Origin of the sequence: Arthrobacter sp. ZGTC412 (genome assembly GCF_002929215.1) — a bacterium.
Taxonomy (GTDB): Bacteria; Actinomycetota; Actinomycetes; order Actinomycetales; family Micrococcaceae; genus Arthrobacter.
In genome coordinates this window covers 88,088-101,524 of record NZ_PJII01000002.1, presented here as the reverse complement: position 1 = coordinate 101,524, position 13,437 = coordinate 88,088, and the positions used below count along the sequence as shown (strand labels likewise).

11 protein-coding genes are annotated in these 13,437 nt (G+C 66.2%); 8 read left to right on the top strand and 3 right to left on the bottom strand.

Features of this window, described 5'->3' with window-relative positions:
* Positions 1–167: 167 nt before the first annotated feature.
* The 3 genes from CXQ88_RS03665 to CXQ88_RS03655 are packed head-to-tail and all read left to right on the top strand — an operon-like array spanning position 168 to position 4,229.
* A complete protein-coding gene (locus CXQ88_RS03665) occupies positions 168–1,979 on the top strand; it encodes a proline--tRNA ligase (RefSeq protein WP_104042817.1) in 1,812 nt (603 codons plus the stop codon).
* Between the two features lie 10 nt (positions 1,980–1,989).
* Positions 1,990–2,793, top strand: a complete 804-nt coding sequence (locus CXQ88_RS03660) for a sulfite exporter TauE/SafE family protein (RefSeq protein ID WP_104042816.1) — start codon at positions 1,990–1,992, stop codon at positions 2,791–2,793.
* A 44-nt stretch (positions 2,794–2,837) separates the two neighbouring features.
* Positions 2,838–4,229, top strand: coding sequence for a pyridoxal phosphate-dependent decarboxylase family protein (locus CXQ88_RS03655; RefSeq protein WP_104042815.1), 1,392 nt, complete (start codon positions 2,838–2,840; stop codon positions 4,227–4,229).
* Positions 4,230–4,251: 22 nt separating this feature from the next.
* Here CXQ88_RS03655 and CXQ88_RS03650 read toward each other — a convergent pair whose 3' ends face one another.
* The 3 genes from CXQ88_RS03650 to CXQ88_RS03640 form a co-directional block, all read right to left on the bottom strand.
* Positions 4,252–5,313, bottom strand: a complete 1,062-nt coding sequence (locus CXQ88_RS03650; protein ID WP_104042814.1) for an aminoglycoside phosphotransferase family protein — start codon at positions 5,311–5,313, stop codon at positions 4,252–4,254.
* Between the two features lie 49 nt (positions 5,314–5,362).
* Positions 5,363–6,091, bottom strand: a complete 729-nt coding sequence (locus CXQ88_RS03645) for a VIT1/CCC1 transporter family protein (protein ID WP_104042813.1) — start codon at positions 6,089–6,091, stop codon at positions 5,363–5,365.
* A gap of 98 nt (positions 6,092–6,189) precedes the next feature.
* Positions 6,190–7,374, bottom strand: coding sequence for a ferritin-like domain-containing protein (locus tag CXQ88_RS03640; protein WP_258061675.1), 1,185 nt, complete (start codon positions 7,372–7,374; stop codon positions 6,190–6,192).
* 105 nt (positions 7,375–7,479) lie between these two features.
* On the opposite strand from CXQ88_RS03640, the gene rimP reads away from it, so the two are divergent.
* From rimP to rbfA, 5 genes are all read left to right on the top strand, one after another.
* Positions 7,480–8,088 carry a ribosome maturation factor RimP gene (gene rimP, locus CXQ88_RS03635; protein WP_104042812.1) on the top strand — a complete coding sequence of 203 codons (609 nt, stop codon included), beginning with the start codon at positions 7,480–7,482 and terminating at the stop codon, positions 8,086–8,088.
* A complete protein-coding gene (gene nusA, locus CXQ88_RS03630) occupies positions 8,088–9,068 on the top strand; it encodes a transcription termination factor NusA (protein WP_104042811.1) in 981 nt (326 codons plus the stop codon). The genes rimP and nusA overlap by 1 nt, the downstream gene beginning before the upstream one ends.
* Before the next feature lie 189 nt (positions 9,069–9,257).
* Positions 9,258–9,593 carry a YlxR family protein gene (locus CXQ88_RS03625; RefSeq protein WP_373637689.1) on the top strand — a complete coding sequence of 112 codons (336 nt, stop codon included), beginning with the start codon at positions 9,258–9,260 and terminating at the stop codon, positions 9,591–9,593.
* A gap of 153 nt (positions 9,594–9,746) precedes the next feature.
* The gene (gene infB / locus CXQ88_RS03620; RefSeq protein ID WP_104042809.1) at positions 9,747–12,665 is read left to right on the top strand and encodes a translation initiation factor IF-2; all 2,919 of its coding nucleotides are present in this window, start codon (positions 9,747–9,749) and stop codon (positions 12,663–12,665) included.
* Between the two features lie 247 nt (positions 12,666–12,912).
* Positions 12,913–13,425, top strand: coding sequence for a 30S ribosome-binding factor RbfA (rbfA, locus tag CXQ88_RS03615; RefSeq protein WP_104042808.1), 513 nt, complete (start codon positions 12,913–12,915; stop codon positions 13,423–13,425).
* Positions 13,426–13,437: the final 12 nt, after the last annotated feature.

Below are 13,437 nucleotides of genomic sequence, written 5' to 3'. Positions count from 1 at the left end.
GATAACGGCGTTGAGCCACGCCCGGATGCAATGACCAGCCCTTCTGGGGGGCCAGGGGCTTTGTATTCCCGGGCGTGGCTCTTCTGTGCTTGGCGGTAGATTAGTACCCAGACGAAATGCCCGGCCTGCTGTTGCTCCAGCACCTCCCCAGAAACGGATACCCACCCGTGGTTACAAGACTGTCCCAGCTATTCCTGCGCACCCTGCGTGAAGATCCCGTCGACGCCGAGGTGGCAAGCCACCGACTGCTGGTCCGTGCCGGCTACATCCGCCGCGCAGCCCCGGGTATCTACACCTGGCTGCCGCTGGGACTGAGTGTCCTGCGCAAGGTCGAGGCCATCATCCGGGAGGAAATGGCGAACATCGGGGCGCAGGAAGTTCACTTCCCGGCACTGCTGCCGCGTGAGCCGTACGAAACCACCAACCGCTGGACCGAATACGGCGAAGGTCTGTTCCGCCTTCAGGACCGCAAGGGCGCCGACTACCTGCTTGCCCCCACGCATGAGGAAATGTTCACGCTGCTGGTCAAGGACCTCTACTCCTCGTACAAGGACCTGCCGCTTAGCCTTTACCAAATCCAGAACAAGTACCGCGACGAAGCCCGCCCCCGTGCCGGGCTCCTGCGCGGACGCGAGTTCATCATGAAGGACTCCTACTCGTTCGACGTCGACGACGCCGGCCTGGACGCCAGCTACGCCGCCCACCGCGGCGCCTACCTGCGGATCTTCGAACGCCTCGGCCTGGAAGTCATCCCGGTGACCGCAACCGCCGGCGCCATGGGCGGCTCCAAGAGCGAAGAATTCCTGCACCCCACGGAGATCGGTGAGGACACCTTCGTCCGCTCAGCGGGCGGCTACGCCGCAAACGTTGAGGCTGTCACCACGGTGGCGCCGGCGGAAATCGACTTCTCCGCTGCTCCCGCCGCCGAGGTCCTCGACACCCCTGACACCCCCACGATCGAAACGCTGGTGGCGGCCTCCAACGAACTCGCCCCCCGTTCGGAGGCCGACGGCGGCGCCTGGACTGGCGCGGACACGCTCAAGAACGTTGTCCTCGCGGTCACCCTGCCCACCGGGGAACGGCAGCTGGTGGTCATCGGGCTGCCCGGCGACCGCGGGGTGGACCTGAAGCGCGTGGAAGCGAACATCGGATCCTTCCTGCCCATCGCCGGCGAGATCGGCCTCGAAGCAGCAAACGATGACGATCTCAAGAAGCAGCCGCTGATCGTCAAGGGCTACCTCGGACCCGGCCTGGCGCTGGACGAACCGCTGCTGGGCGCCGAAAGCGCCTCGAAGCTGCTTTACCTGGTGGATCCGCGCGTTGTCAGCGGCACCACCTGGATCACCGGCGCCAACGAAGCCGGCAAGCACGTTTTCGGCCTGGTGGCAGGCAGGGACTTCACCTGGGACGGTGTCATCGAGTGCACCGACGTCCACGAAGGTGACCCGGCTCCTGACGGCTCCGGCCCCCTGGAGATTGCCCGCGGGATAGAAATGGGCCACATCTTCCAGCTCGGCCGGAAATATGCCGAAGCCCTGGAGCTGAAGGTCCTGGACCAGAACGGCAAGCAGGTCACTGTGACCATGGGCTCCTACGGCGTGGGCGTCACCCGGGCCGTTGCGGCGCTGGCCGAATCCAACAACGACAGCAGGGGCCTGGTCTGGCCGCGGGCCGTGGCGCCGGCTGACGTCCACGTTGTGGCTGTGGGCAAGGGCGAGGACATCTTCGCCACGGCGGAGCAGCTGGCAGCAGACCTGGAAGCAGCGGGCCTTGATGTCCTGCTCGATGACCGGCCCAAGGTCTCGCCGGGCGTCAAGTTCGGCGACGCCGAGCTGCTGGGCGTCCCCACCATTCTCGCCGTGGGCCGCGGCCTGGTGGACGGTGTGGTGGAGATCAAGGACCGCCGCAGCGGCGACGCCGAGAACGTTGCAGTAGACAAGGCAGTTGACTACGTAGTCAACGCTGTCCGCGCCAGCTGACTCCGCAGAGGTGCTCTTAGGGCTTGAATCCATCCAGCTCACAACACTGGTTTTGATCGTGCTGGCGGGTTTCGCCGCGGGCTGGGTGGACGCCGTGGTGGGCGGGGGCGGATTAATCCAGCTCCCCGCCCTGTTGCTGGTCCCGGGCATTACGCCCGTCCAAGCACTGGCAACGAACAAAATGGGGTCCATCTTCGGAACCGCAACCAGCGCCGTCACGTACTACAGACGGGTGGGGCCGGACCTGAGGACGGCACTGCCGATGGCCGTGATTGCCCTTGCGGGCAGCTTCGGCGGTGCAATACTCGCCGCCACGCTGCCGTCCAGCGTTTTCAAACCCATCATTGTGGCCGCGCTGGTGGCAGTGGCGCTGTTTACGGCCCTTAAGCCGGACGCCGGCCACATCACCGCCCTGCGGCACAACGGCCACAAGCACTATGTGGTGGCGTGCCTGATCGGCGCCGTCATCGGCTTCTACGACGGCCTGATTGGCCCCGGGACGGGTTCCTTCCTTGTCATCGCCCTGGTTTCCGCGATGGGTTATGCGTTCCTCGAAGCCAGTGCCAAAGCCAAGATCGTGAACATGGCCACCAACGCAGGTGCGCTGATGTTCTTCCTGCCGCACGGCTCCATCCTGTGGGGCCTGGGCCTCCTTCTGGGGGTTGCCAACATGGCAGGCGGCTACCTAGGAGCCAGGACGGCGGTGGCGCAGGGGAGCCGGTTCGTCCGGGTGGTCTTCCTTGTGGTGGTGGCTGCCCTGATCCTCAAGCTCGGCTTCGACGTGTGGCAGGAAAACTTCGCCCAACAGGGGTAGAAGAGGGCCTCGTGGCCGTCAAACGCGGGGCGTAGCATGCAGCTATGCCACACGGTGAAGACGAGTACGCCCGAGCTTTAGCTGCCGCGGCAGTGCACGCCGGGAACTGGCTGCGCAGCATGCCTGACAGGCCCGTCGGCCCGCGACTGCCCGCCCAGGACCTCACGGGTGCTTTCGGGGGGCCGCTGCCCACCTCCGGCATGCCTGCCGAGGACGTCGTTGACCTCCTGGCCCGAACAGCCGAGCCGGGGCTCATGGCCATGCCATCCGGCCGCTTCTTCGGCTGGGTGATCGGCGGAACGCTGCCCGCTGCGCTTGCCTCTGATTGGCTGGTGAGCGCCTGGGACCAGAACGCCGGCCTCCGCTACGCCACCCCCGCAATGGCGGCCATAGAGGAAAGTGCAGGGGCCTGGCTGCTGGAGCTGCTGGGTCTTCCCCCGGAGTCCGACGTCGGCTTCGTCACCGGAGCAACCATGGCCAACTTCACGGGGCTGGCAGCAGGCCGGTGGCGGCTTCTCGCCGACGCCGGGTGGGACCTGGACCGGGACGGGCTGAGCGCGGCACCTCGAATCAGATGCTTTGTGGGCCGGGAACGGCACGATACCGTGGACCTTGCCCTCCGGTATCTTGGGCTGGGAAGGCCGGTGGTGGTTGATGCTGACGATCAGGGGCGGTTGATTCCTGCAGCCCTTGAGGCGGCGCTGGCTGGAAGTTCCGGGCCGGCTCTGGTCTGCCTGCAGGCAGGAAACCTTCACTCCGGGGCTTTTGACCCCTTCCCCCAAGCCATTCGCATCGCCGGGAAGCACGGCGCGTGGGTCCACATCGACGGTGCTTTCGGACTCTGGGCTGCGGCGGTGCCCGAACTTCGGGACCTGACAGGCGGCTACGAGGACGCTGACTCGTGGGCAACTGACGCGCACAAGACGCTGAACGTGCCGTACGACTGCGGTATTGCCATTGTCCGCGACGCATCGGCTCTCCGCGCGGCCATGGGCCTGCACACCAGTTACCTCATTCAGGACGCCGAGGGCCCGGGTGACCCCTTCGAAAAAGTGCCGGAGTTGTCCCGCCGGGCCCGGGGTGTGCCCGTATGGGCGGCACTGAAGAGCCTGGGCAGCGACGGCGTGGCAGCCCAAGTGCGGGGGCTTGTGGCCGCGGCCTCGGAGATTGCGGGAGGGCTGGCAGGAATCGACGGCGTGGAGGTCCTGAACGACGTCGGCTACACACAGGTGTGCGCGGCGTTCGGCGACGACGCCACGACCCGTGCCGTGACAGCACACATCATCGCGGACGGCAGGGTATGGATGTCCGGCTCCCGCTGGCAGGACCGGGACATCCTGCGTATTTCCGTCAGCAACTGGCAAACGGCAGCGGACGAAGTGCGCACCGCCGTGGCGGCAGTCGGATCCGCCCTTGCCGCCGTGCGGGGAACCTGACTGCCACGGGGAAAGTCAAGTGTCAGCGCGCCCCGATAGCCTCTCCCGGTTCTGGCAGGCGATGTGCTGACGGTAGCCCGTCAAGGGTTCGGCCAGCCAAAGTGCTGGCCACCCACAGGGACCGCTCGAGGTCGCCTCGATGGTCCGGCTTTCCCGCGTAAGCGAGGGCGTTCTCCACTTCCCGGGCGATGCCCCATTGCCGTGCAACCTCCGGGTCCAGGCCGGCAGCAGAGCTGAAATCAGAGCAGCGCCGCCGCAGGCCGGCTCCGCTGTCGTTCACAGGCAAGTCCGAAAGGCGGTTCCACAACAGCGGAGCCACTGCAAACTCCGGCTCGCCGATCATGGGCTGCGGGTCGATGGCGGCGAAGCCTGCCGCCGTCCGAAGTGCCGGCGGGGATGGAAGGCTTGTCCGTGCGGACGCAGATGGCCTGGCCAGGACATTGAGGAAATGCAGGTCCGCATGGACCAGGACATCGCGTGCCGCACGCCGGCCCACCGCCCCGCGGGTTTGGCACACCTCAAGGGCTGCCTCGAGCAGCCAGCGCGGGAAGGGACGCCCCAGCTGTTCCCATTCCACGGGCAGGTCATCACTCCATTGCTCTGCCCGCGCGGCGATGTGTTCGAACTCCTGCCACTGCGGCCGGTCATCGGGGTTGAGGCTAAGCTGCCGCACCAGGCCTCCCCAGACCTCCACGGCGTCCTCCATGGGGACAGCGGCGAGTGAGCGTTCGCCGTCGAGCCTTTCCAAAAGCATGGCGCAGGTACCCGCATCGGACGCCAACAGCGCCACCGCCCCCCGTCCCTGCCACAAGGCAAGGGCGTGCCGCTCAACCCTGGCTTCGTCATGCGGGAAAGCGATTTTGAGGGCAGCCGGAGTGCCGTCCTCCTGCTGCACCGGGATGACCACCCCGCCATGGCCGTTCCAAGGCAGGGAGCCGCGGGGCAGGTCCGGCGTCAGCTTCCAGTTGTCCAGCCGGCTCTGGATAAGGCCCGGCAGGGATGCCAGCCAGGCCCGGCCTGCGCTGCTGCGGCTGTACCGAGCAGTGAGGTCGGGTGGGATTGGTACTGCCGCCGGTTCGCTCATCAGTTCCAGCGTAGGGGCAGGGGAGCGGCCAGCGTGGCAGGATGCTTCGTTAGAACACGCCCGTGGCCCCGAGCAGGTTGCCAACGCTGAAGGTAGCGGCGAGCGCAAGGGCTCCGCCTGCTACCACACGGACTGCTGCCCGGGCTTTGGAGCCACCGCCGATCCAAGCCCCCAGCGCACCCGTCATTGCCAGGGCAAGGAGAACCGCGGCGAAGGTGACGGGGACCCGGATCTCCGGTGGTGGGAGCAGGATTGCCAGCATGGGGAGGATGGCGCCGGTGATAAAAGCGATGGCAGAGGCAAAGGCCGCATGCCAAGGGCTGACAATGCCCGTCTCGTCGATGTTGAGCTCGGCGGACAGGTGAGCGGCCAGTGCGTCGTGCGCTGTGAGTTCCTCAGCTACTTTGCCGGCTGTGTGCGGGCTGAGGCCCTTGGCCAGGTAGAGGGCAGTCAGCTCCGCAAGTTCCTCTTCCGGTTCTTCCGCCAGTTCACGGCGTTCCTTCTCTATCAGGGCCCGCTGGCTGTCACTTTGGCTGCTGACGGAGACGTATTCGCCCAGCGCCATGGACACGGCTCCGCCCACCAGGCCCGCAGCTCCTGCCGTCAGTATCGGCCCGGTTGCGGCGGTGGCCCCGGCTACACCTACAACGATGGCCGCCACCGAGACAATGCCGTCATTGGCACCAAGGACGCCTGCCCGCAGCCAGTTCAGCCGCTGCGCAACGTCGTTGGCGTGCGGTTCGTTCTCATGGAAGGAGGGTGCGGGGGCGGCGTCCATCCCTCCAGCAAACCACCCGGTGCGGCGGACCCGCCAGCACCAGCAACTCCGGGCTGCCCTGGGCCGGTCCCAGGACAGCCCGTCGGGGCCATGCTGCCCTATTCCGGCAGTTGCGGAAGCTGCCGTTCGTCCAGGACAAGGCCCGGAAGGGGGTGCGGATCCGCGCCCCAGTGCTGTGCACGGCGGGCTGCTTCCTCCAGCGCTGACAGGGCCCAGGCCCGCGTTCTGCCGTCGGTAACTGCCACAATGTCCCCGTAGGCCGGCAAGGTGTCGGCCTCCAGCCGGGCAAGTCCTGCCACCGGAGCGTCCAGGAACACCTGGTCCAGGACGTACCCGGGTGGCTGCGGAGCCGGGACCCCGCAGTGCAGCAGGCTGAACATTGTGGCCTGATCAGCGAGGTCCTGGTGCTGTTTCAGGAAGTTCGACGCCGCGCGTGCCCCTTCCGGGGGAAGGCGGGTGAGGGCGGCCTGGTACCCGTACACCGTCTCCAGTTCCGCCTCAGCCGCGGCTACAAGGGCGCTCCCCACGCTAATGCCGTTCTCGTTCGCGTTGGCCTCAGCGGCGTCGGCGTCCGCGGACGCGTCCGCGCCGGCCTGCCCGGCCGGAGTGGACGGGCAAGCGGACGCCGCTGCCGGGTCCGTCGCGCCGGGCGTGCGTGCCGTCCCGTCCTGTGCTGTGCCCTCCTGCCGCTGGTCGCCCTGGGATGGTGAAGCTTGCGCCCCAAGCTGTTCCGCTGCCAGCAGCTGCGCCGTGCCGGCGCCGGCCAGCAGGCGCGCGATGCTGCCGTCGGCCGTTTCCGCGTCCTTCAGGCGTTGCTGCCCGCTGGCCGCGAGGGCGGCGGCCAACCCGGCCATCGTCACCCCGGCAGGAGCGCTCGACGACGGGGGAGCAGCTGAAGGCGGGGCACCGACTGAAAGCGACGCCGACGCCGACGCCGTCGCTGACGCCGTAGCCCCAGGGGAAGCCGGACTGTCCGGAAGCAGCAGCGCCCGGGCCTGGAAGGTCAGCAACGTCACAACCTGGTCCAGCGGGGCCGCCGCAGTCCCGCCGGCAGCAACATTCCCTCCGGCGGCGCCGAGTTCCAGCCCGGCCGAACGGAGCCGCAGAGCCTCTTCCAAGGCGGCAGCGCGCGCCTGTTCGGAGAACGGCGGTTCCGCAGGTGCAGGCGGTTCAGGCGGGATCAGTGCGAAACCCAGGCTCAGGACGAGGAGGGCCGTGAGCGAAAAGACGGCGTACCGGAAATAGGACATCCGCGGGCGGTCTTCCTGGTTGGCGTCTTTCACAACAGACCATGGTGTCACGCCGAGGGGGGACTCCGTGCACCAATGAACCGCTAAAATAGCTACGCTAGTACACACAACATCATCTATCGGGAGGCGGCCGGCATCGTGAGCAATGCAGAAGCCACAGCTTCATCAGACCAGACCGCTACGGGTAAGGCTGAGGCCGCACACAATCCGGAAGCTGCACGGCTCAGGGCACTCCTTGAACCCCCGGTCCAAGCCAATCGCCTGTACCTTGAGGACGTCGCCATCATCCCCGGTTCCCACCGGGTGGTCCACGTTGTGGTGGACCTTCCCCAGGAGGAAACCGGCGGGGTAAGCCTTGACGTCATTGCTGACATCTCCAAGGTGCTTTCCGACGTGCTGGACAACGATCCCGACGACGACGGCCGTCCTTACGACCTTGAGGTCTCCTCGCCCGGTGTCGGCCGGCCGCTGACTGAGCCGCGCCACTGGCACCGCGCCAAGGGCCGGATGGTGAAAGTCAACGTTGTCCAGGGCGACAACCTCATGGGCCGCATCCAGGCGGTGGATGACGGCGGTGTGATGATCGTGCCCGAAATCGCCGTTAAAAAGGGGATGAAGCCCAAGCAGGGCGATCCCATCAAGCTTCCTTTCGACAGGATCCGCAACGGAAAAGTCGAGATCGAATTCAGCCACCTCAACGGGGACGGTCTGGAAACTGAACACAATGGACCTTCTGAGGAGGCCTGATGGATATTGACATGAGCGCACTGAGACTTCTGGAGCGTGAGCGTGAAATCCCGCTGGACCTCCTGATCCCCACCATCGAGCAGGCGCTCCTGGTGGCTTACCACAAGTCTCCCGGCGCCTTCGAAAAGGCCCGCGCGGAACTGGACCGCAAGAGCGGCCACGTGACCATCTGGGCCGTGGAAATCGACGACGACGGCGCCCCCATCGGCGAGTTCGAGGATACCCCGGAAGGGTTCGGCCGCATCGCTGCCAGCACCGCCCGCCAGATCATCCTGCAGCGGCTGCGCGACGTCGAGGACGACAACGTTCTGGGCGAGTTTAAGGGCCGCGAGGGCGAACTCGTGGCCGGCACCATCCAGCAGGGACACAACCCGCACATGGTCCAGGTCAACCTGGGCGCCGTTGAAGCACTCCTGCCGCCGCCCGAACAGGTGCCGGGGGAGAAGTACATCCACGGCAACCGCCTCCGTGCCCTGGTCATCGACGTCCACCGCGGCTCCAAGGGCCCGTCCGTCACGCTGTCGAGGTCGCATCCGGGACTGGTCCGGAAACTCTTCGAACTGGAAGTACCGGAAATCGCCGACCGCTCCGTCGAGATCGTCGCGCTGGCCCGGGAAGCAGGCCACCGCACCAAGATCGCCGTCAAGGCAAACGCCCCCGGCATTAACGCCAAGGGCGCGTGCATCGGCGAAATGGGCTCACGCGTCCGAGCAGTAATGACTGAATTGAATGACGAAAAGATCGACATCGTCGATTTCAGCGAGAACCCCGCGACGTTCATTGCCAGTGCGTTGTCCCCGTCCCGGGTGAATTCGGTCACGATTACCGATGAGGCCACCCGTTCCGCCCGCGTGGTGGTCCCCGATTACCAGCTGTCTCTGGCCATCGGCAAGGAGGGCCAGAACGCCCGCCTGGCGGCCAAGCTCACCGGCTGGCGCATCGACATCGTTTCCGACGCCGCAACCGCGCGCGAAAACTAGCTCCGCCCGTTAGGGGTGGGCCACGCCGGAACCGCACTGTGGTTTCGGGCAGAACGGCCCGGAGGGGCTAGAATAGAAAAGGCCGCGCCCAACGGCCGGCAGTTGTGCGCCCCGTGCGTGCCCCCTTCGCTGAGAATGCGGAGGTAAGGCCTTGCAGGGCCAGCAGATATAAACGTCAGGAAGATAACCGTGGCAGTGCTTTCCAACGGGAATCAACCGGAACGTACCTGCATCGGCTGCCGGAAGAAGGGCAAGCGGCATGAATTACTCCGGCTCGTCGCCGAAGGCAGCGGATCAACCGCTGTCCTGGTGGATGAACGACGCCGGATGGCTGGCCGGGGTGCATGGCTGCACCCCAGCGAATCGTGCCTGGCTCTGGCTATTAAACGGCGGGCTTTCGGACGTGCCCTTGCGGGCGCATCCGGAACGGCCGCCGTCGAACACTGGATCAAGTCGGGAGCGAGCGTTGCAGCCACGGCAACTGCAACACCAATCGTCCAACCTGAAAGCGGGTCAGAAATCTGATGGAAACCCGATGAGTTTTCACCGATGAGTGCGCAACGATGACAACTTTGTTGCGCTCTGCAATGGGCCCTACTGCAGTATTCGCGGCTTGGGCCCGCAGTAAGAAGTAGACGGTTCGTGCCTGGCTCGGTGCGGACCGAGAACAGGAGAAATGTGGCCAAGGTCCGCGTACACGAGCTCGCCAAAGAGCTCGGTATTACTTCCAAAGATGCAGTGACAAAGCTGCAGGAACTGGGCGAATTCGTTCGCTCCGCCTCTTCCACCATTGAGGCCCCCGTTGTGCGTAAACTGCGCAACGCCTTCCCCGACGCTGCTGCCAAGGCATCAGCACCGGCCGCCGCGCCCAAGGCAGCAGCCCCGGCGGCAGAGGCACGTCCTTCAACCCCCGCTCCCGGTCCGGCAGCGCCCAAGGCCCCGGCCCCGACGGCGCAGGCACCTGCCCCCGCAACTCCGGCTGCACCGGCACCCGCCGCTCCTGCCGCACCGGCAGCACCTGCTGCCAGCGTGCCGGCAGCTCCGGCTGCCCCCGCTGCTCCGTCCACCGGCGCGAAGCCCGGTGCACGGCCGGCCCCCAAGGCCGAGACTCCGGCTGCACCCACCCGCTCCGGCGGACAGGGCGGTTCCGCTCCCCGTCCCGGCGGTCCCCGTCCGGGCAACAACCCCTTCGCTACTTCGCAGGGCATGCCCCGCGGCCGTGGCGGCGACGGTGAGCGCGCTCCCCGTCCGGGCAACAACCCCTTCGCTACTTCGCAGGGCATGCCCCGCGCGGGTGGAAGCCGTACCGACGGCGACCGTCCCGGCGGTCCGCGTCCCGCAGCAGGTGCCGGCGGCCCCCGTCCGGGTGGTCCCCGTCCCGCTGCAGGCGCCGGTGGGCCCCGTCCCGCCGCAGGTGCGGGCGGCCCGCGCCCCGGTGCACCGCGTCCCGGTGGTGCCGGTGGTGCCGGTGGAAACCGTCCTACTCCAGGCATGATGCCCAACCGCACTGAACGCCCGGCTCCGGCCGGTGCCGGACGTCCGGGTGCCGGCGGCCGCGGCCCGGGACGCCCGGGTGGCGCTCCCGGAACCGGTGGTCCCGGTGCAGGCGGCGGTGCTCCCGCTGGTGGTGGCTTTGGCAAGGGCGGCCGCGGACGCGGCGGCACCCAGGGTGCCTTCGGCAAGGGCGGCGCCGGACGTGGCAAGCAGCGCAAGTCGAAGCGCGCAAAGCGCCAGGAACTTGAGCAGATGAGTGCCCCGTCGCTGGGTGGCGTGAGCGTACCCCGCGGTGACGGCAACACTGTGATCCGCCTCCGACGCGGCTCGTCCATCACGGACTTCGCTGACAAGATCGAGGCAAACCCCGCCGCACTGGTAACCGTGCTGTTCCACCTTGGTGAAATGGCAACGGCCACGCAGTCGCTGGACGAGGAAACCTTTGCGCTGCTGGGCGAGGAGCTTGGCTACAAGCTCCAGGTTGTATCGCCGGAGGATGAGGAGCGCGAGCTGCTCTCCACCTTCGACATCGACTTCGAAGCAGAGCTCGAAGCCGAAGGCGACGAAGACCTTGAGGCACGTCCTCCGGTTGTCACCGTTATGGGCCACGTGGACCACGGTAAAACGCGCCTGCTTGATGCCATCCGCAAGTCCGACGTTATGGCGGGCGAGCACGGCGGCATCACGCAGCACATCGGTGCCTACCAGGTCACACACACGCATGAGGATGTGGACCGGAAGATCACCTTCATCGATACTCCGGGCCACGAGGCGTTCACCGCCATGCGTGCCCGTGGTGCGAAGGTCACCGACATCGCCATCCTGGTGGTCGCAGCGGACGACGGCGTAATGCCCCAGACCGTTGAAGCCCTCAACCACGCCCAGGCAGCCAACGTGCCGATCGTGGTGGCCGTGAACAAGATCGACAAGGAAGGCGCCAACCCGGAAAAGGTCCGCGGCCAGCTGACCGAGTACGGCCTGGTTCCCGAAGAATACGGTGGCGACACCATGTTCGTGGAGGTATCTGCCCGCCAGAACCTCAACATCGACGAGCTGCTCGAGGCAGTCCTGCTCACCGCAGACGCTGCCCTGGACATGCGCGCCAACCCGAACAAGGACGCTCGCGGTATCGCCATCGAAGCCAACCTCGACAAGGGCCGCGGTTCCGTGGCCACCGTCCTGGTGCAGTCCGGCTCGCTGCGCGTCGGCGACACCATCGTTGCAGGCACGGCCCACGGCCGCGTCCGTGCGATGTTCGACGACGACGGCAGCGCCCTGACCGAGGCCGGCCCGTCCCGCCCCGTCCAGGTGCTGGGTCTGTCCAACGTGCCGCGTGCAGGCGACACCTTCTTCGTGACCGCTGACGAGCGCACCGCCCGCCAGATCGCCGAGAAACGTGAAGCGGCCGACCGCAACGCTGCCCTGGCCAAGCGCCGCAAGCGCATCAGCCTGGAAGACTTCGACCAGGCAGTGGCCGACGGCAAGATCGACACCCTCAACCTCATCCTCAAGGGTGACGTGTCCGGTGCCGTGGAAGCCCTCGAAGACGCCCTGCTCAAGATCGACGTCGGCGAAGGCGTGCAGCTGCGCGTCATCCACCGCGGTGTTGGTGCCATCACGCAGAACGACGTCAACCTGGCGACGGTCGACAGCGCCGTCATCATCGGCTTCAACGTCAAGCCTGCCGAGCGTGTTGCCGAACTGGCAGACCGCGAAGGCGTGGACATGCGCTTCTACTCCGTCATCTACGCGGCAATTGATGACATCGAGATGGCGCTCAAGGGCATGCTCAAGCCGGAATACGAAGAAGTCCAGCTGGGCACCGCCGAGGTCCGCGAAGTCTTCCGTTCCTCCAAGTTCGGAAACATCGCAGGCTCGATCGTCCGCTCGGGCATCATCCGACGCAACACCAAGGCACGCATCAGCCGCGACGGCAAGATCATCGGTGACAACCTCACCGTTGAGACGCTCAAGCGCTTCAAGGACGACGCCACTGAGGTCCGCACGGACTTCGAGTGTGGTATCGGTCTTGGTTCGTACAACGACATCACCGAAGGCGACATCATCGAGACCTTCGAGATGCGTGAGAAGCCTCGCGTCTAACGTGTTCGTTTGGGCGGGTTCCGTTGGAATTTTCCGGCGGCCCCGCCCCTACGCTGGGTGGCCTACGTCTTACGACGTCGGCCACCCAGCTTCGGCAGGCCCGATGCCACTCCCGGGCCGCCGGAAAATTCCAACGGGTCCGTTCGTGACTCACGTTGGGTGCGTGGCCAAAAACCAGACGTGCGCGCAGTCCATTTGGGACGCCGTCGTACGTCCCCAATTTTTTCTTCTTCTTTAGGAGTTGTTCATGGCTGATCCGGCACGTGCTGCCAAGTTGGCGCAGCGGATTAAGGTTGTTGTTGCTGAGGCCTTGGGCCGGAAGGTTAAGGATCCTCGGCTGGAGGGCATCACCGTTACCGATGCCCGGGTGACGAATGATTTGCAGCATGCCACCCTCTACTACACCGTTTTTGGTGACCAGGCCGTTCAGGCTGATGCTGCCAAGGGTCTGGAGAAAGCCAAGGGTGTGCTTCGCCAAGAGGTGGGGCGCAATCTCAGCATTCGCCTGACTCCCACCCTTGAATTCGTCTCCGACGAAGTCCCCGTTATCGCATCCAACCTGGAGGAACTCCTCCGGGAAGCCAAAAAGCGCGACGCCGAAGTGGCAGCCCTGGCTGCCAGCGCGAGTCACGCCGGGGACGCCGATCCCTACAAGAGTGATGCGTCGGCCGATGTGGACATCGACGAAGACGACTTTGATGAAGAGGACTTCGACGTCACGGACGACGAGGAACTCGACGAGGACGGCAACAAGCAGTAGTCGGCATGACAG

Coding starts and splice junctions, on each gene's coding strand:
- CXQ88_RS03645 (WP_104042813.1), bottom strand. CDS start 6,091: ATGGACGCCGCCCCCGCACCCTCCTTCCATGAGAACGAACCGCACGCC.
- CXQ88_RS03655 (WP_104042815.1), top strand. CDS start 2,838: ATGCCACACGGTGAAGACGAGTACGCCCGAGCTTTAGCTGCCGCGGCA.
- CXQ88_RS03650 (WP_104042814.1), bottom strand. CDS start 5,313: ATGAGCGAACCGGCGGCAGTACCAATCCCACCCGACCTCACTGCTCGG.
- rbfA (WP_104042808.1), top strand. CDS start 12,913: ATGGCTGATCCGGCACGTGCTGCCAAGTTGGCGCAGCGGATTAAGGTT.
- nusA (WP_104042811.1), top strand. CDS start 8,088: ATGGATATTGACATGAGCGCACTGAGACTTCTGGAGCGTGAGCGTGAA.